Source organism: Streptomyces sp. Pv4-95, from assembly GCF_045782725.1.
GTDB lineage: Bacteria > Actinomycetota > Actinomycetes > Streptomycetales > Streptomycetaceae > Streptomyces.
In genome coordinates, this window is record NZ_CP127172.1 from 3,318,711 (window position 1) to 3,340,806 (window position 22,096).

Annotated in this window: 13 protein-coding genes; all 13 read left to right on the top strand. The window is 70.3% G+C overall.

Features of this window, described 5'->3' with window-relative positions:
* Positions 1–3 precede the first annotated feature (3 nt).
* The 13 genes from QOM21_RS14595 to QOM21_RS14655 all read left to right on the top strand — a co-directional run bounded on the left by QOM21_RS14595 (position 4) and on the right by QOM21_RS14655 (position 22,083).
* Positions 4–1,212 (top strand): Pvc16 family protein, encoded by a 1,209-nt coding sequence (locus QOM21_RS14595; protein ID WP_407550331.1) that lies wholly within the window; start codon positions 4–6, stop codon positions 1,210–1,212.
* 6 nt (positions 1,213–1,218) lie between these two features.
* Positions 1,219–3,261: an ATP-binding protein gene (locus tag QOM21_RS14600; protein ID WP_407550332.1), complete on the top strand. Its 2,043-nt coding sequence runs from the start codon at positions 1,219–1,221 to the stop codon at positions 3,259–3,261.
* Positions 3,252–3,611 (top strand): hypothetical protein, encoded by a 360-nt coding sequence (locus QOM21_RS14605; protein ID WP_407550333.1) that lies wholly within the window; start codon positions 3,252–3,254, stop codon positions 3,609–3,611. The genes QOM21_RS14600 and QOM21_RS14605 overlap by 10 nt, the downstream gene beginning before the upstream one ends.
* Positions 3,608–10,288 carry a DUF4157 domain-containing protein gene (locus QOM21_RS14610; protein ID WP_407550334.1) on the top strand — a complete coding sequence of 2,227 codons (6,681 nt, stop codon included), beginning with the start codon at positions 3,608–3,610 and terminating at the stop codon, positions 10,286–10,288. Before QOM21_RS14605 ends, QOM21_RS14610 begins: the two co-directional genes overlap by 4 nt.
* Positions 10,285–11,502, top strand: coding sequence for a hypothetical protein (locus tag QOM21_RS14615; protein WP_407550335.1), 1,218 nt, complete (start codon positions 10,285–10,287; stop codon positions 11,500–11,502). The genes QOM21_RS14610 and QOM21_RS14615 overlap by 4 nt, the downstream gene beginning before the upstream one ends.
* A gap of 18 nt (positions 11,503–11,520) precedes the next feature.
* Entirely contained in the window at positions 11,521–12,186 is a 666-nt protein-coding gene (locus QOM21_RS14620; protein WP_407550336.1) for a hypothetical protein, read from the top strand.
* 3 nt (positions 12,187–12,189) lie between these two features.
* On the top strand, positions 12,190–12,570 hold the full coding sequence (locus tag QOM21_RS14625) for a hypothetical protein (RefSeq protein ID WP_407550337.1): 381 nt from the start codon (positions 12,190–12,192) through the stop codon (positions 12,568–12,570).
* Positions 12,563–13,705, top strand: a complete 1,143-nt coding sequence (locus QOM21_RS14630; protein WP_407550338.1) for a hypothetical protein — start codon at positions 12,563–12,565, stop codon at positions 13,703–13,705. Before QOM21_RS14625 ends, QOM21_RS14630 begins: the two co-directional genes overlap by 8 nt.
* Before the next feature lie 87 nt (positions 13,706–13,792).
* The gene (locus QOM21_RS14635) at positions 13,793–14,320 is read left to right on the top strand and encodes a phage baseplate assembly protein V (protein ID WP_407550339.1); all 528 of its coding nucleotides are present in this window, start codon (positions 13,793–13,795) and stop codon (positions 14,318–14,320) included.
* A gap of 23 nt (positions 14,321–14,343) precedes the next feature.
* On the top strand, positions 14,344–14,688 hold the full coding sequence (locus QOM21_RS14640) for a hypothetical protein (protein WP_404259737.1): 345 nt from the start codon (positions 14,344–14,346) through the stop codon (positions 14,686–14,688).
* Positions 14,685–15,071 carry a GPW/gp25 family protein gene (locus tag QOM21_RS14645; RefSeq protein WP_407550340.1) on the top strand — a complete coding sequence of 129 codons (387 nt, stop codon included), beginning with the start codon at positions 14,685–14,687 and terminating at the stop codon, positions 15,069–15,071. The genes QOM21_RS14640 and QOM21_RS14645 overlap by 4 nt, the downstream gene beginning before the upstream one ends.
* Complete coding sequence (locus tag QOM21_RS14650; RefSeq protein WP_407550341.1) at positions 15,068–18,271, top strand: putative baseplate assembly protein; 3,204 nt, start codon at positions 15,068–15,070, stop codon at positions 18,269–18,271. Before QOM21_RS14645 ends, QOM21_RS14650 begins: the two co-directional genes overlap by 4 nt.
* The gene (locus QOM21_RS14655) at positions 18,268–22,083 is read left to right on the top strand and encodes a putative baseplate assembly protein (protein WP_407550342.1); all 3,816 of its coding nucleotides are present in this window, start codon (positions 18,268–18,270) and stop codon (positions 22,081–22,083) included. Before QOM21_RS14650 ends, QOM21_RS14655 begins: the two co-directional genes overlap by 4 nt.
* Positions 22,084–22,096 lie beyond the last annotated feature (13 nt).

Consider the following 22,096-nt stretch of genomic DNA (forward strand, 5'->3'; position numbering starts at 1 on the left):
CTCATGAGCAACGCACTCGCCGTCGCGACGGTCACGCAGGCCCTCGCCCTGCTGATCGAGCACAATCTGCATCCCGAGATCGACATGGCCGTCTCGGTGGAGACCCGTAAGCCGCCGGCCGATCCGCCGACGGACCCGACGATCACGGTCTTCCTCTACCAGGTCACGCACAACCCCTCGATGCGCAACAACGACCTCGCCACCCGCGCCTCCGACGGCACGCTGCTCAAGCGGCCTGCCGCGGCGCTGGACCTGCACTTCGTGATCAGCGCGTACGGCGAGGAGACCGAGCTGGTCGGGCAGCGGCTGATCGGCAGCGTGGTGCGCACACTGCACGAAATCCCGGTGCTGCCACGGGAGTTGATCGAGGAGGCGGCGCAGCGGCCGTATCTGGACGGCAGCGACCTCGCCGAATCCCTGCAGCGGGTGCGCTTCACGCCCACCCAGATGGACGTCGACGAGACCTCCAAGCTCTGGGGCATGCTGCACAACACGCCGTATTCGCTCTCGGTCGTCTACCAGGCGTCGCTGGTGCTGCTCGACGGTCACCAGAAGCCGGTGCCCGCCAAGCCGGTCCGCAAGCCGGACGTCAAGGTACTGCCGTTCGGGGCACCGGGAGCGCCGGAACGGCCGTCTCCCGAGCAGGCCGACGACGGCACGCGGACGGGGCCCGAGGGCAAACGGACGGGCGCCGAGGGCACGCCGGCCGGCACGAAGCCGGCCGGGGCGAAGGCGTCGGACGCGCGTTCCGGGGCGAAGGCGTCCGAAGCGACGCCGGTCGAGGCGAGGGCGGCCGACACCAAGTCCACCGGGGCGGTCGAGGCGAAGGCGGCGGACACCAAGCCCACCGGGGCGGCCGAGGCCAAGGCGGCGGACACCAAGCCCGTCACCCACGACGGTTCGACCACCAACGTGCGGTCCACGGTGGCGAAGGCCGCGTCCTCCGGAGGCTCCCGTGGTGGCGGCGCGCGTGCCACGAAGAAGGCGGAAGGCGGTGGAGCGGGCGGTCGTGGCGGCAGCGCTTCGGGGGCCGCGCCCGCCCGTTCGCGTACGTCGAAGGCCGCCGGCGGGTCCAAGCGGGAGAGCGGCGACCGCCCCCGTACGAGCGGTGCGCGCCGCACGGACGAGGCGGGTGGCGCGGACACCGGCCGTACCGACGGTGCGGGCCCTGCCGACGGAGCGGCCCGCACGGACGACGGCAAGGAGAGCTGAGGCGCGATGCGCGGCACGGGGGCGGAGAAGGACATGGGCGGCAACGGGCCGGAGGCGGCGAACGGCGGCGCGGCGAACGGCGAGGCCGGCAGCGGGGAGGCGGACGGCGCCGCGCTGGCCGCCGCGCTGCGTTCCGTCCTGGTGCGACTGGACGCCCACGCCGCGCACGCCCGCACGAACGTGCCGGGCACCCCGTCCGAAGACCCCGAGCCCGCGTCCTCCGCAACGTCTCCCGAGCCCTCCGACGCCCCGCTCCCCACTCTCGACGCGCTGACCGCCTGCTTCGGGCTGAGCCCCTTCGAGCGGGAGATCGTGCTGCTCGCCGCCGCGGCCGAGCTCGATCCGACCACCGGCGCCCGCTGCGCCGCGGCGAGCGGCGACCCGAGCCGCACCCACCCGACCTTCTCCCTCGCACTGGCCGCCCTGGACGCTCCGCACTGGAGCGCGCTGACCCCCGTCGCACCGCTGCGCCGCTGGCGCCTGATCGAGCTGGACGACGAGACCCGGCTGACCACCAGCCGGCTCCGCCTCGACGAGCGGATCCTGCACTTCCTGGTCGGCTCCCCTTATCTGGACGCCAAGTTGCACGGTCTGCTGCGCCGCACCTCCGCTCCCGGGAGCCTGCCGCCCTCGCACGAACGGGCCGCGGCACGGGTCGCGGCGGGCTGGGCGGGCACCGGGCCGGACACGCCGCTGCGCGTGGAGCTGGTCGGCGGCGATCTGCGCACGCGCGCGGACATCGCCGCCACCGCGGCCCGGCGCTCCGGCCTTGGCCTGTACTCCATGGCCGCCGACGACGTACCGACCGAGGCCGGCGAACGCGACCGCCTCGCCCGCCTCTGGCAGCGCGAGGCGATCCTGCTGCCCGCGGCGCTCCTGGTCGAGGTCGGCGAGATGGACCGGGACCAGCACGCCGCGGCCGACGCGTTCATCGCGGGGGCGGCCGTGCCCCTCGTCGTGTCGAGCCCGGACCCGCGGCAGACCGGACAGCCGCGCGGCGAGCGGGTGACCGTACCGAAGCTGGACACCGAGGAGCAGCTTGGCCTGTGGTCCGACGCCTTCGCCGACGTGCCGGACGTGACCGACCGCCATCTCCAGTCCTTGGTGGCGCAGTTCCAGCTCCCCCCGCACGTCGTACGCGCGGCCGCCGCGACGGTCCGCCGCGATCTACCCGGCGCGGACGCGGCGGATGCCGGGGCCCTGGCCTGGCAGGCCGGCCTCACCGAGGCGCGGATGGGCCTGGACGAGCTGGGGCGCCGCATCGAGCCGAGGGCGGGCTGGCGGGATCTCGTCCTCGCCGAGCGGCAGTTGAAGATCCTCCAGGAGGTCGTGGCGCACGTACGGCAGCGCAGCACCGTCTACCAGGACTGGGGCTTCGCGAAGGCGCTGCGCAGCGGCCTGGGCGTCACCGCCCTCTTCGCGGGCGGCTCGGGTACCGGCAAGACGCTGGCCGCGGAGGTCATGGCCAAGGAGCTCGGCCTCGACCTCTTCATCATCGATCTCTCCCAGGTCGTCAGCAAATACATCGGTGAGACCGAGAAGAACCTGAGCCGCGTCTTCGACGCCGCGGAGCGCGGCGGCGCCCTGCTCCTCTTCGACGAGGCGGACGCCCTGTTCGGCAAGCGCAGCGAAGTCAAGGACAGCCACGACCGGTACGCGAACCTGGAGGTCAGCTACCTCCTGATGCGCATGGAGGCGTACCGGGGCCTGGCGATCCTCACCACGAACATGAAGAAGGCGCTCGACTCCGCCTTCATGCGCCGCATCCGCTTCGTCGTCGACTTCCCCTTCCCCGGCGAGAAGGAACGCGCGGAGATCTGGAGCCGGGTGCTGCCCGCCCAGGCCCCGACCAAGGGCATCGACCCGGCCCTGCTCGCCCAGCTCACCGTCGCCGGCGGCTCGATCCGCAACATCGCACTCTCCGGTGCCTTCCTCGCCGCGGAGGAGGGCGACCGCCTCCAGATGCGCCACATGCTGGCGGCCGCACGCACCGAGTACCTGAAGCTGGAACGCTCCTTGACGCCGTCGGAGGTCCACGGATGGGTCTGAACGAGCACCCCGGGCACGCCCGCGGCGACGGGCCGGACGGCGGCGTCATGCCCCGCCCGGCAGCAGCCGCCGAGCCCCCGCGCACCTTCCGCATCGACATCGGTGAACTGGTCCTGGACGGCTTCGACGCCCGCGTCGACCCGGACCGCGTATCGGCGTCCTTCGAACGCGAACTGGCCCGCCTGGTCCACGAACGCGGCGTCCCTCTGGCGGCCGACGGCTCCCCGGTGTCCCTCGACGGGCTCGCGGGTCTGCCGCCGCTGCCGCGTACGACCTCACCGGCGCGCCTGGGCGAGGCCCTGGCCCGCTCGGTCCACGCCGGCCTCATGGGAGGAGGTGAGCCCCGATGAGCACGTCCCACTCCTCCACCCAGGACAACAGCCAGGCCACCGCCGCCGAGAAGCGCCGCAAGCGCCGGGAGCGGAACGCCAAGTCCCGTACCCCTGAACCGAAGGACATCGTCAGCGGCGCCGGCCAGCCCCTGGACCTGAGCGTCCGCCGCGACCTCGAAGAGCAGCTCGGCCACGACTTCAGCCAGGTCCGCCTGCACACCGACCGCGACTCCGGACAACTCGCGGACATGATGGGCGCCGACGCCTTCGCCGTCGGCCAGGACATCTTCTTCCGCGAGGGCACCTACCGCCCGGGCACGGCCGACGGCCAACGGCTGCTCGCCCACGAGCTCCTCCACACGGTCCAGAACCCGCACGGCCTGGGCGCCCTCCGGGCCGGCCGCGACCTGGGCTCGGTATCCCTCCCCCAGGAATCCATCGAGCGGGAGGCGGAGTCGACGGCCCAGGAGTCGGTGCTGGGGGCACTGCGGGATTCGGTACGCGAGGAGCCCGCGGCCGAGGTCGAGGAGGGCCAGGCGACGCCGGGGTGGCTGCGGTACGCGACGGTGGATGCGGACCGGATGCGGCTGGAACAGATTGACCCGGCGACCTTGGTCGACCGCATGACGAACGGCATCGTCCGGTCCCTACGGGGGGACCCCGAGGACCTGTCGGGCCGCGTCCGTATGGAACTGGCCCGTTTGGCACCCGAACTGCAGGACTCGGTGCTGGACCGGCTGGAGGTCCGGCTGCTCTCGCCCGAGTACGAGCGGCTCCTGGATCTGACCGCGCAGGCGGAGGCCGAACCGCTCGGGCTGCAGCCGCTGAACGTACCCGAGCCGGTGCCGGACGCCATCGACCTGGTCGAGGACGAGCGGCAGACCAAGGCCGCCCGTACGGAGGGCGAGAAGAAGTCCGCGGCAGCGCGCGACGAGGACACCAAGGAAGAGAAGAAGGACGCCAAGGGCAGGGACGGCGACCGCGAGCAGGAGCAGACGCGCGCCCAGCGGGACGCCTCGGCGGAGGAGAAGGAATCAGGCGAGCGCAAGGCGCAGGAGGACGAGCGCGCCGAGGAACTCGCGGACTCCAAGAAGGAACAACAGCAGGAAGAAGACAAGCAGGGCGAGGAGCGCGAGAAGGCCGAACAGGCCGACGCGGAGAAGGCACAGGAGGGCCAGGAAGGTTCCGAGCGCACCAAGGAGGAGCGCAAGGAGCAGCGGGAGCGTGAAGAACAGGACCCGGAGCAGGCCAACCGGCCGGGTGCCGACAAGCGCAAGCGCAAGGACGACGAGAGGAAGCCTGCTGACGGGGCCAAGCAGGAAGAGCTCGACAAGAAGAAGAAAGAACAGCCGGGCCCCGCCCGCCCGGAGAAGGTCGACGAGCGGGCCGACCAGCGTGACAGCGCGCTCTCCGAGCACGGGCTGCACGAGAAGGACGAGGACGAGGGCGAGCCGCGCGAGGAGGAACAGCCGCTCGGCCTGGAGGCCGGCGCGGAGAAGGAGGTCGACGGCGGCCAGGAGGAGAAGCGCGGCGGAGGCTTGGGCAAGGGCGAGGCGGAGCTGAAGCCCGAGGACCACCTGCCGGAGACGGATCCCGACCTGTCGTCCGTACCGACGGCCGAGAACCCGACGGCGAGCATGCCGTCCTTCCCCGCTCCCCCGCCCACCAAAGCGGAGAAGGTCCAGAAGGAACGGGAGAACGAGGCCGACGAGGAGCAGGACGAGGACGCTCCGGAGGCCGAGACCAAGGCACCGGGCGAGGAGCGCGGGCCCGTGGAGGGCGAGGCACCGCAGCCCGAGCACGGTCCGGCGTCGGAGGCTCCCGACCGGAGCGAGAAGGACCTGCAGCCGGAAAAGCCGGTGGAGCAGGAGGTCGGCCCCGATCCGGAAGCCGAGGAGCAGCGGGACCCGGAGCAGGAGGCCGAGGGGAAGAAGGACCAGGACGAGGACGGAGCCAAGACGGCCCGGCAGGACGCGGCCGACAAGGACGCGGAGCGGGACGAGGACTCCGGCGACGGTGAGGGTGCGCCGGACGCCAAGGAAGCCCAGGACGAGCAGCAGGACAAGAAGGACCAGGACGAGCGGGAAGAGAAGCAAGAAGCCAAGGGGCAGCCGGAGGGCGCGGCGGCGGACAAGCCGACCGGTGCTCCCGGCTCCGGTGCGGGCGGACCCGGGCCCGGCCCGGCCGGCTCGTCCCTGGCGCCGCCCGCCGGTGCGCACACGGAACGTACGGCAACGGAGGACCGGCACCCCTCCCCTGCTGCCCGGCGCGGGGTGGCGCCGGTACGGAGCGAGAACGAGGCGCCCGCACCGAAGAGCGCCGTACCGAAGGAGGCCGGGCCGGGAGCGGCACCCAGCGGCGCGGTCGGTGCGAACGAGCCGGCCGCCCAGCCGAAGGCGGCTGCCGGACCAGGTGGCGCGCCGTCCGTCGCCCAGGCCGCCGTGAGCCCTGTGGGCGAACAGGCGGAGAACCCGGGGAAGATGGGCGCCCCGGCGCCCGAGGGCGCCAAGGCGCAGCCCGACGCGTCGCTGGAGAAGGACGGCGGTGGCTGCGCGCCGCCCGCTCCCGCGCCCGAGCAGGAGGAGAAGGGCGGCTCCTGCGGCGGGGGCGGGGGCGAACAGGCCCCGGAGGAGAAGAAGGAAGAACCACCGGACGTATCGGGCCAGGATCCGAAGGCCGCGCTCAGTACCGTCAGCAAGCTCTCGCCCGACCAGGCGCAGGCCGCCATGCCCGGTGTGGACGCGGCGGCCGACAAGAAGGTCAAACAGGAGCAGAAGCGCCTGCAGGCCAACCCGCCCAAGCGGGAGCGGCCTTCGGGTGCGCCGCAGACCCAGTCCTCACCTCCGGAGGCCGAGGCTCCGGAGACGGCGGTCAGCGGGAAGCTGGAGAAGGTCGGACCGGAGGACCAGGGCGAGAAGCAGCGGGCCAAGGGCAGCGAGAAGGCGAAGGGCGCCAAGCCCACCGACAACATCAAGGCCCCGCACCTCCCGCCCACCAAGGACGGCAAGCTGACGGAGGGCGACGCCAAGAGCGTCGAGGCCGCCGCGGACAAGGTGCCGACGACCGACCCCGAACTCCGCAACAAGACGGTCGGCCCTGCACCCAAGATCAAGCTGGAGGGCGAGAGCGACCCGAAGCGCACGGACAAGCAGGCGGAGAAGCTCAAGGACAAGCAGGGCAAGATCCAGGACACCGGCCGGGCGGACGCGTCCAAGCCGATGGGCGAGGACAAGATCTTCCCCAACGCTCCCAAGGAGCAGTTGACCGGTAAGGCGTCCGGGCGCGCGGGCGGCGGCGGTGGCCGCCAGTCGGCAGGCGGTGGAGCCAAGCAGCACGTCGGCGTCGTCGCCAAACAGGAGCGTGGCGGCGAGCTCAAGAGCGGGGCGGCTCAGTCGCAGACCGACATGTCCGCCAAGGAGAAGGAACACCAGCAGGGCGAGCAGAAGTCGAAGCAGGAAAAGCAGCAGGAGATCGACAACGAGGTCGCGCGCAACTCCGAGCAGCAGACGGCGGAGCGCGGCCGGGCGGCCGAGAAGGCCGGCAAGGAGCGCCAGAGCTGGCGTGACGAGCAGGACAAGAAGATCGAGAAGTCCGACAAGGACACGGACAAGGAGCACAAGGACGGCAACAAGAAGATAACCAAGGAGCGGGACGGCAAGGACAAGGAAGTCGAGGGCCGCAAGAACGACGACAACAAGGACATCGACACCAAGGCGGAGAAGGCCGAGAAGGACGCCGAGAAGAAGAAGGAAGAGAAGAAGGGCGAGTCCGACAGCCTCTTCGGCAAGATCCTCGACGCCGTCGGTGACTTCTTCAAGGGCCTGCTGGACGCCGTTACGGCCATCTTCGACGCGGCGCGCGACGCCATCAACAGCGTCATCGACAAGTTCAAGGAGTTCGCCAACAAGGCGATCGACGCGGTACGCGACTTCGCCATCAAGGCCATCAACGTCCTGGCCGACGCGCTCATCGCCATCGGCGACGTCCTGCTCGCCGCCTTCCCCGAACTCCGCGACAAGTTCCGCAAGGCCATCGAGGGTCTCCGCGACGCCGCGATCAACACCGTCAACAAGCTGGCCGACGGCCTCAAGAAGGCCGTCAACACCCTCCTCGACGCCCTCGCCGCCGGTCTCAACAAACTCCTCGACGTCCTCGAAGCGGGCGTCAAGGCGGTCATCAAGGCCTACCAGGCCGTCATCACCGCCGCGATCAAGTTCGCCGAGGCGGCCATCGAGGCGCTCGGCAAGTTCGCGGCCCTGGTCGCCGACATCGCCCCGGACCCGGGCGGCTGGCTGAAGAAGGCCGGCAGCGCCGCCAAGACCGGCATCCAGGAACATCTCTGGGGCGCCATCAAGTCGGCCGTCAAGCAGTGGTTCGACACCAAGGTCGAGGGGATCCTCGGACTGGGCAAGGCGGTCATCAACGTCCTGGTCAAGGGCTGCATGTCCTTGAAGCAGATCGGCAAGATGGCCTGGGACGCGATCGTCGCCTCCCTGCCCATGATGATCGCCTCCCTGGTCATCGAGAAGGTCGTCTCGATGATCATCCCGGCGGCCGGCGCGATCCTCACCATCGTCCAGGGCTTGATGGCGGCCTGGGACAGCATCAGCTCCATCCTCACCGCCTTCTCCAAGTTCTTCGCCTACCTCAAGGCGGTAAAGGCCGGCCCCGCCGCCTGCCTCTTCGCCGAAGCGGTCGCCGCCGGCGTCGTGGCCCTCCTGGACTTCATCACCAACTTCCTCCTCCAGCGCCTGGGTCGGGCCACCAAGGGCGTGGGCAAACGCCTCAAGGCCATGGCCCAGAAGATCACTGCGGGCTTGAAGAAGACCGGCAAGGGCGCCCGCAAGGCAGCCGGCAAGGCCGTCAACGCCGCAAAGGGCGCCGCCCGCAAGGCCGCCCAGGCCCTACGCAAGCCGGCCCGCCCAGCCAAGCCCAAGGGACCGCGCGTCCCGACCCGCCCAGGCGCGTCCACGGACCGCACCCCCGGCGGCGGCGCCGCCCCCAAACACCAGCCGAAGACCCACCCCACCGGCCGCCCGACCAGCAAGACCCCGGACCCGACGAAGAAGAAGCACGACGACGAGGCGGACACGAAGAAGACGAGGGACGAGGCGGCGTCCCCCAACAAGCCTCACGACAAGGACACCCCGAACAAGCCGCAGGACAAGACCCCGGACAAGGACGGCCCAAACCAGAAGCCGGACAGGGACGGCGCGGACAGCAAGAAGGACAGGACTCCCGACAAGGACGGCGCGGACAGGAAATCCGACAAGGACAACTCGGACTCCAAGAAGGACAAGAAGCCCGACAAGCCGTCCAAAAAGAAGGAGACCGACGCCCCCAAGCGCGCCAAGCCGCGCAAGCCCAAGTCCCCCTTGGGGCAAGCCCTGAAGAAGATCAAGGGCAGGGTCAAGTCCGCCCTCAAGAAGGTCCGCAACGCCGGCAAGGCCCTGGGCAAGAAGCTGCGAAAGTCCAAGGTCGGCAAGGCCCTGAAGAACACGGCGAAGAGGACCCGCGACTTCTTCAAGAAGAAGCGCGACCATTTGCGCGAAAACAAGAAGAACAAGCAGGAACACAAAAATCAGAAGAAGGACGACAAGAAGAAAAAGGAGAACTCGAGGGGGTCGAAGGAGGCGCGGCTCCAGAAGATCGTCGCCCGCATTCGGCCGTCCCTTCAGCGCATCATGGGACCCGGTGTGCCCCGCCCCATCATGAAGCTGACTCTGGCCGGGCTTCGACTGTGGTACAAGCTCACGAACCTCTCCCTCGACGGTACCGACCACGGCTACATCGAGGCCGCGCTCAATCCGAGAAGGAAAGCCGTTCCTTTCCATACCTGGGACGGCCACACCGAGCCTTCGCGCCTTACCGAGAAACGGGCGAAGGCACGCACAGAGGAGGCAGACGAGGTCCGGCGCATCCAGGAGAGGGAGGCGAATTCGGCCCGGGCAACGCAACCGAATGCAGCGCGGACCTCCACACCCTCGACGCCTAGCCGCACTTCGATGGCCCCGGAGCTGGCCCGCCTGCTCGCGGCGCCGCGGCCAACACCGGGAGGCCGCCGCAGTGCTCCCCGCATGGGCCCCAAGGGCCCCTACCTCACTAAGGGCGAGAGCGTGCCCTACAAGGAGGACAGGACTCGCGGGGAGACAGGCGACGAGATGACGCCGGACCACATACCTTCGGGCGCCGCCATCCTCTTCGCAGCTCAACGTAAATTCATCGCAGAGCAGGAGGCCACCCAGAACAAGAAACTCAGCGATCAGGAAGTCGAAGACTTGCTAATAAAGCACGAATACATAGTAATCAACGACAAGGGTGGATACGACAGGGGGAAACTGGGAAACAAGATTTACAACGAGGCGCAAACTCTGATGGTCGATGAATCGGAGCATGAATTCGATAAAAACGGAGACCGGGAGGGCGGTTCGAGAACATTCAAGGGGAGGAACAGCGCAAGCAAGGTCGTTCTTGACGGCAAGGACCTCACCCTCGCCGTTGAGCAAGACTTCCGCCACTACCTGAACTTCTGGCACAAAAAGGGAACATTACGCAAGACCCAGGTGTACGACATGATTCGACATTACAAGCGACTGGCTGACCGGAATGGCAAGGACAGTAAAATCGGCACGCAAGTGCACTACTCTGACCACATCGACACCTTGCTGCTGTACTACTGGGAGAAGGCAAAATGACAACGAGCGAACGCGTCGAGGAAATTGCCTTTGACTCCAGCCTTTCGGTATCCGAGAGGTCCCAACGCATCACGGAAACTTTCTCTGAACAGGGCGCCGAAGGGCCCGATCTTGCCGTCTCCTGTCTCCTGAAGACGACTGACGAGGCGATTGCCGAGTATGCCGCCGCCTATCTTGAGCTGGTCCCTGGCAACAGCGAGGCGAAAACACGGGCGGCCGAACGGCTGCGCGGTGCGGGAGCGCTGGCGTCTTCGGCGGCCCGGCTCGTCCCCTGGCTTCCGGAGTCCCTGATCGACGCGTTCATCGACGACTTTCTCTCATCGCCGGGTGAGGACTCCCCACTGTCTTCCGTCATCTTCTCCATTGGCGTCTACCACCCGGACCTGCTACGCCCTCATGCCGGCCTCCTCGGCCCCACTGTCCGGCCGAGCCTCCTGTCGGGGGCGCCGGATACCCAGGCGGACGCTCTGCTCAACGACTGGCACCGGACCGGCGACGGGGACAACCTGCAGGCCCTAGCTCTCATCAGGACACCCCACGCTGCCGACCTGATCGCCTCGGTGCGCGCCGAGCTCGACTCATTCGACGACTGGGAGTGGCTCATGCCGCTCGCAGGGCGCCTACCCGACACCGGGAGCGAGTCGGGGTTTACCCCCTCCTTCATGGGGTTCGTCACCGCCCGCGGCGAGAGCCCTCACGTGATGGGCGGACGGTACGCGCAGGACGTGCCTCTTTGCGTGCAATGCAACGCGCCTGCCGACCGGGTGCTCACCCTCTCTGCCCGTGACATGCCGCAAACGCTCAGCCGCGACCCCTCGTTCTTCTGGTTTTCCTGCGACTGCGACGAAGTCGACATTTTGACCGTGAGGTTCACGGACGACGCCACATACGCCTACTTCCAGCCGCAGGGGCCCGCCGCCGAGAGTTCCCGCGTGGTTCCCGGTGAACGGTCCATGACGCTGGAACGCCACCCCAATCAGACAGGAGTGAGCCGTCCCGCTGTCGCCGGCCTGGCCCGACATCAGGTAGGTGGGCTACCGCGCTGGCCCTCACCGGAGACGCACCCGTACTGCCCCGAGTGCGGAAACTTCATGCCATTCCTGGCAGCCGTGGACAGCGGTCCCACGCCGTTCGGCCCGATGAGCTTCCCGGGTTCGCTCTTCGGCTTCTGGTGCGACCACTGCTCCGTCTCGACCACCCGCTCGCAGATCTGAACTCCTCGAAGGACTGACATGACCCGCTACGCCGACATCCCCAAGCCCATCCGCTCCGGCCTCGTCATAGTCGACCCCGAGCGCGGCACCCCCCAGCGCATCATCGTGCTGCAGTTCAACCCGGACACGCTGGAGCGTTCCGTCGCGCCTCAAGCCGCCAGTGGAGAAGGCGGTGGTGGCGGAGGCGGGAGTGGTGGCGACCGCAACGAAGCGCTCAGGCTCAAGGGCCCCGCCCAGGAGACCTGGAAGTTCACCGCCGAGATCGATGCGACAGACCAGCTCGATGTTGCCGCGCCTGACGGGATTCATCCTCAACTTGCCGTGCTGGAAATGCTCGTGCAGCCGACTACCGCTCAGTTGAGGGCCGCGTCCAAGTTGAGCAAGAAGGGGACCATCGAGATCAGTCCGATCGAGATGCCGTTGACGCTCTTCACCTGGGGGAGCAAGCGGGTGATGCCGGTCAGGCTCACAGAGCTGTCGGTGAACGAGTCGGCGTTTGATGTGAATCTCAATCCGATTCGGGCCTCGCTCAGTATCGGGATGAAGATTCTGACGGTCAGCGACCTGCCGGCCGGGCATCGCGGTGCGGAGCTGTATCTCGCTCACCTCGCGCAGAAGGAGCAGTTGGCCCGGCGGGCGCGGGGCGGGAGCTTGGCGCAGCTTGGGCTCGGGGGAGGGATCTGAGGCGTGATCGAGCCGTATGAGAGTGCGTTGGACGATGTGCCGGGGGCTCATCCGTATCCGCGGAGCAGTCGGTATCACGATGTGGAGATCGGGGTGCATCGGGCCGCGGATGGCAGTGAGGTGAAGTACGCCAAGCGGAGGTTGTTGCCGCCGCTGGAGCAGGACGAGGACGACACCGTGCCGCACATCGTCAGGGACGGGGAGCGGGCCGATCATCTCGGGCAGCGGTATTTCGGGGATTCGGGGCAGTGGTGGCGGATCGCGGATGCCAACCCGGTGCTCGGGCCGCGGGAGTTGACCGATGAGCCGGGTGAGGAGATAGCCGTGCCGTTGCCCGGCGGTTTCCCCGGCGGCATGGGCGGTCCGGGGGTGCGCAATGGCTGATGATCTGCCCGTGGGCGGTGGGCCCATTCATGTGTCGCTCTACATGGGCCCCAAGTTGGCGCGGCTGGTGCCGCAGGAGGTGACGGAGGCGCTGTTGTCCGCTCAGATCACCAGTACTGCGGGTGAGCGGAGCGGGTTCCAGCTCGCGTTTGACCTGACCAAGAAGGGGGCGATCATTCAGCGGCTGCTCCCGGAGGGGTTCTTCGATCCCAAGAGTCGGGTGATTCTCACCGTCGCGGTCAAGGGGACGCCCGTCGTACTGCTCGACGGTTTGATCGTGCGGCAGGAGGTGGGGGCCAGTAATCAGCCCGGGCAGACCACGCTGACGGTCACGGGTGAGGATCTCAGCCTTCTCATGGACCTTGAGGAGCGGACGGACCGGTACCCGAACCTCGCGCCCTCGCAGCGGGTCGAGCGCATCCTGGCGAAGTACGCGGATTACGGGATCGACGCCCGGATCATTCGGGAGCAGGTGCCGCAGCCGCCGCGGGAGCAGTTGCGGGTCGACTACCAGACGGGGACCGATCTGCAGTATGTGAATGACCTGGCGCGGGCCAACGGTTACACGTTCTATCTCGACCCCGGTCCCGTTCCGGGGCGGTCCACCGCGTTCTGGGGGCCGGAGCAGCGGCTCGGGCAGCGGCAGCATGCCCTGAACGTGAACATGGATGTGCATTCGACCGTTGATCAGCTGACGTTCGCTTATGACGGGACGGCGAGGGAAGAGCCGCAGGCTCGGGTGCAGGATCCCGTGACGCGGATGGCGCCGCTCCTCGCGCAGCCCGATATCAGCCCCCTCAGGCCGCCGCTCGGCCGGCGCGCGTCGCCTGCGCTGAAGCGGAAGACGCTCTCGGGCACCGCGAAGAAGGATGAGGCCCTGGCGAAGGCGGAGGCTCTGGGGCGTGCCGCCACCAGTGCCGATGCGATCAGCGGGTCGGGGCAGTTGGACGTGAACCGGCACGGATACGTGCTGCGGCCGCGGGAGTTGGTCGGGGTGCGGGGCGCGGGGGTCACGTACGACGGCGACTACTACGTGAAGAGCGTGACGCACAATCTCCGGCCGGGCTCCTACCAACAGAACTTCACGCTGTCGCGGGAGGGGCTGATCGCCCGCAGCGGCACCGTCCGGCCGTGACAGCCGTAATGCCCGTCCCTCTCCCCCGCACCGCGCAGTACACGACGTGCCGCACAGACGCGCAGCACACGACCAGGAGCAGCTCGCATGGCGCCAGCATCGAACAATCGCTTCCTCGGCAAGTTCCGGGGCCGGGTGGCGAGCAACAACGATCCGATGCGGATCGGCCGGATCACGGCTTACGTGCCGGACGTCCTCGGGGACGAGGCGTCCACGTGGGCCATGCCGTGTTTTCCGTTCACCGGCGCGCAGGCGGGTCAGTACGTGATCCCGAGCGAGGGCGCGGGTGTGTGGATCGAGTTCGAGCAGGGGGATCCGAGCTTCCCGGTGTGGACGGGCTGTTGGTACGGAGCGGGGGCAGAGCTGCCGGTGGACGCGCAGGCCGGGGCGCGGGCCGGGGCCGAGCCGGTGGTCATCGAGACGCAGGGGCACCACAAGATCGTGCTGTCCGATGTGCCGGAGGAAGGGATTCTGCTGCAGGCGCCGGGCGGAGCGTATGTGCGGATCAATGCGGCGGGTGTGCAGATCAACAACGGTGCGGGGGCGTCCATTTCACTGGTCGGCGACCAGGTCGACATCAACGAGGGCCGGTTGACCGTGCCCAAGAAGCGATAGCGAAGACGGGGGGAGCAAGAGACGTGGTGACCGGGAATCTCGTCCACGGCGGTGCCGTGATCAGCTGCCCGCACGGCGGCCGGGCGGTGTCGACCGCCGCCGCCGGCAGGGGCGTACGCGTCGACGGTGTGCCCGTGGCCACCGCCGCCGACCTCTTCACGGTCAGTGGCTGCCCGCACTCCGTCGGCGGCCGGCCGCAGCCGTGCACCAGCGTGCGCTGGACGCCGGCCGGCGGCGGCGACGAGGTACGGATCGACGGGGTGCCGGTTCTTCTCGACACCTCGGCGGCGATGTGTTTCAGCGCCGGGCTGGTGCCGCAGGGCCCGCCGGTCGTGGCGCCCGTCCATCAGGGGGTGTCCAGCCGATGAGGGCTGCGAAGAAGATACGTACCGAAGTGGCGTTTCCGTTCCGGGTCGACCGGCGGGGGCGGACCGCGCATGCGGATCACGATGAGCATGTGCGGGATCTGATCGAGCAGTTGCTGTTCACCAGTCCTGGTGAGCGGGTCATGCGGCCGGACTTCGGCTGTGGGCTGCTGGATCTGGTCTTCACGCCGAACAGTCCGGAGCTGGCGTCGGCCGTGGAGCTTTCCGTTCAGGCGTCGTTGCAGCGCTGGCTGGGGGATCTCATCGAGGTCGAAGCGCTGGACGTGGTGAGCGAGGAGAACGTCGTACGGGTCCATCTGCGCTATGTGGTGCGCTCCACCGCGAGCCGGCGCGATGAAGTGTTCGAGGGGCGGGGCGAGATATGAGTGAGCAGCAGCTCATCAGCGGTGAGCTGGTGTGCCGAACCGACCAGCGGCGCGGGCGCATCAGGGCCGCGCGGCTGAACGGCATCGACGCGGTCGAGGTCGCCGACGACGGTGTGACGCTGACCGTCACGTTCCTGGGGAAGGCGCCCCACGGGCTGTGCCCGGAGAACGTACGGATCGACGGCGGGCGGCGGATCACCGGCATCGAGGCGCTGGAGGTCAGCGTCGAGCGGGAGGAGGACCCCGAGCTGGACGACCGGCTGCATGTGGTCCTCGACCGGGCCGGTGATACCTCCACCTACCGTCTCTCGCTGGTCACCACCGACCCTTACGGGCGGCCGGGCACCGAGCCGTACGAGGGCTTCGACCAGCGGTATTTCGGTGCGGAGTTCCGTTTCCGGGCCGACTGCCCGAGCCCCTTCGACTGCGTCGAGGAGACGGGCGCCGACTGCCCGGACACCTTCAGGCCCGCCCCGGTCATCGACTACACCGCGCGCGACTACGACACGCTGCGGCAGCTGGTCCTGGACCGGATGCGGCTGACGACGCCGGACTGGGTCGAGCGCAACCCCGCCGACCTGGGGATGACGCTGGTCGAGATGCTGGCGTACACGGCCGACCAGATCAGTTATCAGCAGGACGCGGTGGCGACCGAGGCGTATCTCGACACCGCGCGCCGCCGGGTCTCGGTGCGCCGTCACGTGCGGCTCATCGACTATCCGATGCATGACGGGTGCAGCGCGCGGGCCTTCGTCGCCGTCGAGGCCGCCGAGGAACTCGACCTGCTGCCGGGAGAGTTCCGCTTCGCCGCCGTCGACGTCCGTACCTACGGGCCGCACGACCGGCCGGAGGTCGGCACCGTCATCGACGACCGGGATCTGGCCGTGCTGGACGAGCGCGGGTCCGTCGAGGTCTTCGAGCCGGTGTCGGACGCGCCCCTCCGCCTGCGCCCCGAGCACAACGTCATCCGGCTGTGGACCTGGGGCGACGAGGTGTGCGCGCTGTCGAAGGGCGCGACCTCGGTGACGCTGCGGGACGAGTGGACCGATGAGGCGTGCGAGACCCGTTCCTTGCGGCTCTCCCCCGGTGATCTGGTGTTGTTCGAGGAGGTGAAGGGGCCGCGTACGGGTACGCCCGGCGACCAGGACCCGAGCCACCGCCAGGCCGTCCGGCTGATCTCCGTCACTCCTGCCGTCGACCGGCTCGACAACCAGCCGGTGCTGGAGGTGACCTGGGCGCCGGAGGACGCGCTGAGGTTCCCGCTGTGCCTGTCCACGCGGGGCGGCCGCGACTGCCGGCCGGTGGACGACGTGAGCGTCGCGCGCGGCAATGTGGCACTCGTCGACCACGGGCGGTCGCTGACCTTCGGGGAGTGCCCGGAGGGTGTTCCGGAGACGGTGACCGTGCCGCCCGTACCGGCCGTGACCGGCTCCTGCGAGCCGCCCGCCTTCGGCTGCGGCGACGTCAAGGACGGCGGCAACGCCACCGCCCGGACCATCAACGCCCTGCTGGAGAAGACCACTTGCCATCGGGCGCTGACCGCCGACGACATCCGTGAGCTGTTCACGGTCGTCGGCGAGGAGGAGACCGTACGGGCCGGGCTCGGCCTGGAGCTGGCCGGGCAGCGGCGCGAGAAGGTGGTGCCGGGGACTGCTTACGCGCAGGCCGAGGCGTTGCGCACGCTGCTCGCGCAGTCGGTTTACCCGGGCATCGCGCCGCGCTTCCGCCCCGTCCTGCACCGCTCCCCCGTCGCCCAGACCGTTCCCTTCCCACAGCCCGCGCAGGTCGCGGCCGGGCAGGCGACGCGGCTGGCCGGCATCCGGGACCGGGTGCGGGCGCGGCTGGTGGAGCTGTGGCGCAGCGCCCGCGACCACGACGGGCTGTCGGATGCGGAGATCGCCGAGCTGACGGTGGTCTTCGGCCTCAAGGTCCTGGAACGGCTGGAGCTGCGCCACCACCCGGTGCGGGCGCTGCGGGAGCTGCTGCACCGCGGCGACCGGCTGGTGAGCACGAAACTGCGCCGGCTGGACGTGCTGACGGCGCGAGCCCGCGCGGGTGCGGTGCTGGACGGCCGGATCGCCTGGGAGATCGCGCACACCTGGGGCCCCGAGTACGCGGTGGGGCTGCACCCGGACGAGCCGGTGCTGCACGGCCCGGCGTCCGCCCTGCTGCCCGATCCACGGGCCGCGCTCCCTGCCGTACGTCTGCAGGACGGGGAAGACACCTGGGTCCCCCGCCGTGACCTGCTCGGCAGCGGCCCCCGGGACCGGCATTTCGTGGGCGAGCTGGAGGACGACGGCCGGATCGCGCTGCGCTTCGGTGACGGCCGGTACGGCGCCCGCCCGGTGCCCGGCAGCCGACTGACGCTGCACTACCGGCTGGGTGGCGGCACGGCGGGCAACGTCGGCGCCGAGGCGATCAACCACCTGGTGCTCAGCCGTGCTCCACGGCTGTCGGACGCCGGCGCACCGATGCCGGTGGCGGGCGTACGCAACCCGCTGCCCGCGACCGGCGGCGCCGCGCCGGAGCCGATCGAGCAGGTCCGCCAGCTCGCTCCGCTGGACCTCAAGCGGACCCGGCTGCGCGCGGTGACCGCGGCGGACTACGCGGAGCTGGCCTCCGCGCTGCCCGGGGTGCAGCGGGCCGCGGCGGAGATCCGCTGGACCGGCAGCGTCCAGGAGGCGCATGTCGCCGTCGACGCGACCGGGTCCGGCGAGCCGGCTCCGCGGCTGCTGGACTCCGTCGCGTACGCGCTGGAGAGCTACCGGCGGATCGGACACGACCTGGTGGTCGAGCCGGCCCGTACGGTGCCGCTGGACATCGAGATCGAGGTGTGCGCCGCGCCGGGTCACCAACACGGCCAGATCCTGGCGGAGTTGACGCGGGTGCTGAGCAGCCGGCGGCTGTCCGGCGGCCGGCTGGGCTTCTTCCACCCGGACGCGCTGTCGTTCGGCGAGCCGGTGCGGCTGTCCCGGCTGGTCGCGGTGGCCGCGGCGGTGCCGGGCGTGCAGAGCGTACGGGTGACCCGGCTGCAGCGGCTCTTCTCCCACGGCCGCATGGACACCATCGACACCATCGACAACAGAGCACTGGAGGACGGTGTGCTGCGGCTCGGCCCGCTGGAGATCGCCGTGTGTGACAACGACCCGGACCGGCCCGAGAACGGCCGGCTGGTCATCGAGCTCGGGGGTGCCCGATGAGCACGACCTGCGGATGCGGCTGCGGGGGCGGCACGAGCGACGAGCGACGCGCCCCCGACGGCCAGTACAACCCGCCGGGCCGCACGGCCCTGGACCACCGCGTCGGCGACCACGGCTCGTTCCTGGCCGGGATGCTGGACCGGCTCGCCTCGCCCGCCTACCCGGCGCTGCGCGGCCTGACCGTGCGCACCCCGGACGACCCGGCGATCGGCCTGCTCGACGCCTGGGCGGTCCTCGGTGATGTGCTGACGTTCCACTCCGAGCGGATCGCGGACGAGGGCTATCTGCGAACCGCCGACGAACACCGGTCACTGGCCCTGCTCGGCCGGCTGGTCGGCCACCGGCCGCGGCCGGGCGTCGCCGCCGACACCCACCTCGCGTACACCCTCGACAAGGACCCGCGCGCCGAGGATCTGCCGGTGGTCATCCCGCGGGGCGCGCGGAGCCACAGCGTGCCCGCGTCCACCGGCGAGGAGTCGCAGACCTTCGAGACGAGCGAGGACCTCACCGCCCGCTGGGCGTGGAACGAGCTGAAGGTGCGCAGGCGCCGGCCCGCTCTGATCACGGCCGAGGACCTGGCCAAGCGTGCGGAGCTGTACGTCTCCGGTACCTCCACCTCACTGCAGACCGGTGACCAGCTGCTCTTCGACTTCGGCGACAAGCAGCTGCTGCTGCCCGTCGCGAAGGTCCGCACGGACCGCGAGGAGGACATCACCGCCATCGGGCTGCCGCAGTCCGCGCCGCCCACCCTGAAAGAGCTGGTGGCGGAGCTGCGGCAGTGGATCACCGAGCCGGAGGACGGCGGGGATCCCGACGACCCGGACGAGCCCGGGCCGCCCACGCCGCAGACCCCCAACCCGCGGCCGGTGAGCAAGCTGATCGCCACCTTCGACGCGCAGGTGCTCGCGCCGCTCCGCAAGGACCTCGACGGCATCACGACACCCGCGGCCTTCGCCGAGCGGCTCGCCGCCCCGCACGAGCGGCTGGTCGAGGCGCAGGTGCTGGCCGCGGCGTACGAGGAGGTGTCGGCCTGGTTCGAGCAGCTGGCGGCCGTGGTCGGTGAACTCCGGGAGCGAGCGCGGGACTTGGAGCCCGCGCGACGCGTACCGGCGAAGCCGAAGGCGGCTGGGGCGGCGGCGGAGCCCTCCCCCGCGCTGCGCGCGCTCGGTGCCGTACTGCCCGCGCTGCGCACCAGCGTGGTCCGTCCGCCGTCCGGCGCGCGGGCCGTCTCGCGCGACCCTGGCCGGCTGTTCGCGCCCGGCTCCGACCTGACCGCGCGGCTGCTGTCCGCGCTGGATCCGCGCCTGGCCGACGGGATGTACGCGGCATGGCGGCAGGCCGCGCCCGAGGTGCCCGCCGCGCTGCGCGCGCTGCTGGCGATGCGGGTGACGGCCGCCCCCTTCGGGGCGACCGCTCCGCTCAAGCCCGTGCAGGACGACAAGGGCCGCGTCATCAGGCAGTCCGACTGGCCGCTGACCGGCGGTGTGCTGACCAGCGTGCGGATCCTGTTCGACACGGCCGGCCGGGTGCCGGTGAAGGCGGAGTTCCAGCACACCGAGACGGGCAGTTCGGTGCAGCGGACCGAGAACCTGCCGTCCGACGCCGCCTTCGACTTCGGCCCGGGGCGCGTGGAGCTGTCCACCCGCGTGGCCCAGGACCACGACCTGAGCTGGCTGGGCCGCCGTCCGACCGACTCGCAGGAGGCCGGGATCACCGCCCGGCTGCTCGCGGGCCTGCCCGAGCGCAGCCTGTTCGTGTCCCGGCCGGACGACGAAGGAAAGATCCAGGTCGCCATCCACAACGGCGAGACGAAGGAATGGCACCTCGCCCCGGGCGACAAGCAGCAGATCCGGCACGGCGAGTACGAGGTGACCGTGCGCCGTGCCCCGGGCAGCGAGCCGCCGTCCGTCGAGATCGGCATCGCGACGGTCCCGGCGCCCGCCAACCGCTATGTGCTGGCCCTGGAATCGGTCCAGGACGGCATCACGGTCGGCAGCTGGGTCGCGATCCAGCGCCCCCGCAAGGGCGCGGAGGGCCCGGACGGCATCCCCGGCGACAAGAAGCTGGCGTTCGTCACGACCCGCGTCAAGGCCGTGCGCACCGCCGCGTACACCACCTACGGCATCACCGGCCGGGGCACCGAACTGACCCTGGCCGACCCCTGGCTGGACGAGCACGATGTGACGCTGTCGGCGATCCGCGACACCACGGTGCACGCGGGCGGGCAGCCGCTGCGGATGGCGGACGAGCCGCTGGGCGAGGACGTGCACGGCAACGAACTCGAACTGGACCGTCTCCACGACGGGCTGCTGCCCGGCCGGCACCTCATCGTCTCCGGTGAGCGCACCGACATCCCGGGCTCGGCCGGGGTCCGGGGCACCGAACTGGCGGTGATCGCCGCCGTCGAGCAGCGCCTCGATCCCGACCTGCCGGGCGATCACGTCCACACGACGCTCACCCTCACCGCCGACCTCGCCTACCGCTATCGCCGCGACACCGTCCGCGTCCAGGGCAACGTCGTGGCCGCCACCCACGGCGAGTTCCGGGACGAGCCGCTGGGCAGCGGCGATGCGAACCGCGCGAACCAGACGTTCGCGCTGTGGCAGTCGCCGCTGACGTGGCTCCCCGCGGACAACCCGCTGGGCGCCACACCCGAGCTGGAGATCCGGGTCGACGGGCTGCTGTGGCACCCGGTCGACAGCCTGGCGGGGCGCGGCCCGCGCGAGCGGGTGTACGTGCTCGGCGCCACCGCTGGGGGCACCTCCCGGTCGAGCGGAGCCGAGAGCGGGGGAAGCCGTACGACGGTGACCTTCGGCGACGGCAAGCACGGCGCCCGGCTGCCCACCGGACACGAGAACGTCCGTGCCCGCTACCGCTTCGGTACCGGGCACGCCGCCAACGTCAAGGCGCATCGCATCACCCAGGCCATCACCCGGCCGCTGGGCGTCACCGGCGTCACCAACCCGCAGCCGGCCACCGGCGGCGCGGACGCCGACGGCCCCGGCCTGACGCGGCGCACCGTCCCGCTCGCCGTCTCCGCGCTGGACCGGCTCGTCTCGCTGCGCGACTACGAGGACTTCGCACGCTCCCGGGCGGGCATCGGCCGGGCCTCGGCACGTGAACTCCACGACGGGCGGCGCAAGGTCCTGCATCTGACGGTGGCCGGGGTGGACGACACCCCGCTCGGCGAGGACGCCGAGGTGCTGCGGGCGCTGCGGTCCTCCCTCGCGGAGTACGGCGACGCCCGGCTGCCGGTCCGGGTGGACGTACGCGAGCCGGTGCTGCTGCTCCTCATGGCGAAGATCAAGGTGGCGGAGGACCACTCCTGGCCGCTGGTCGAACCCCGGGTCCGACGGGCCCTGCTGGCGGAACTCGGCTACTCAGGGCGTGAGTTGGGCCAATCGGCCCGCCTTTCCGAGGTGCTGGCCACCGCCCAGGCGGTGCCCGGCGTCGACCATGTGGACGTCGACGTCTTCACCGGCGTCCCGGCCTCCGTCACACCGGACGAACTGGCCGGGCTCGCGGACCGGTTCACCGAACCGCCCCCCACCGCGGTGCCGTCCCGGCTCGCCACGTATGACGAGCAGGTCCACGTGGTGACCGAGGACGACGGAGAGGCCCTGTCCGCCGTCGCCGCGCGCCACGGCGTCTCGCTGGCCGAACTCCTGCGTCTGAATCCCGACATCACCGACACCCGTCCGCTGGAGAAGGGCCGCGCGGTCTGCGTCTTCCGCGGCATCCGCCCTGCCCAACTCGCCCTGTTCTCACCGCAGGTCGCGGACACGCTGATCCTCACGGAGGTAGCCCGATGAGCGAACGTCATGA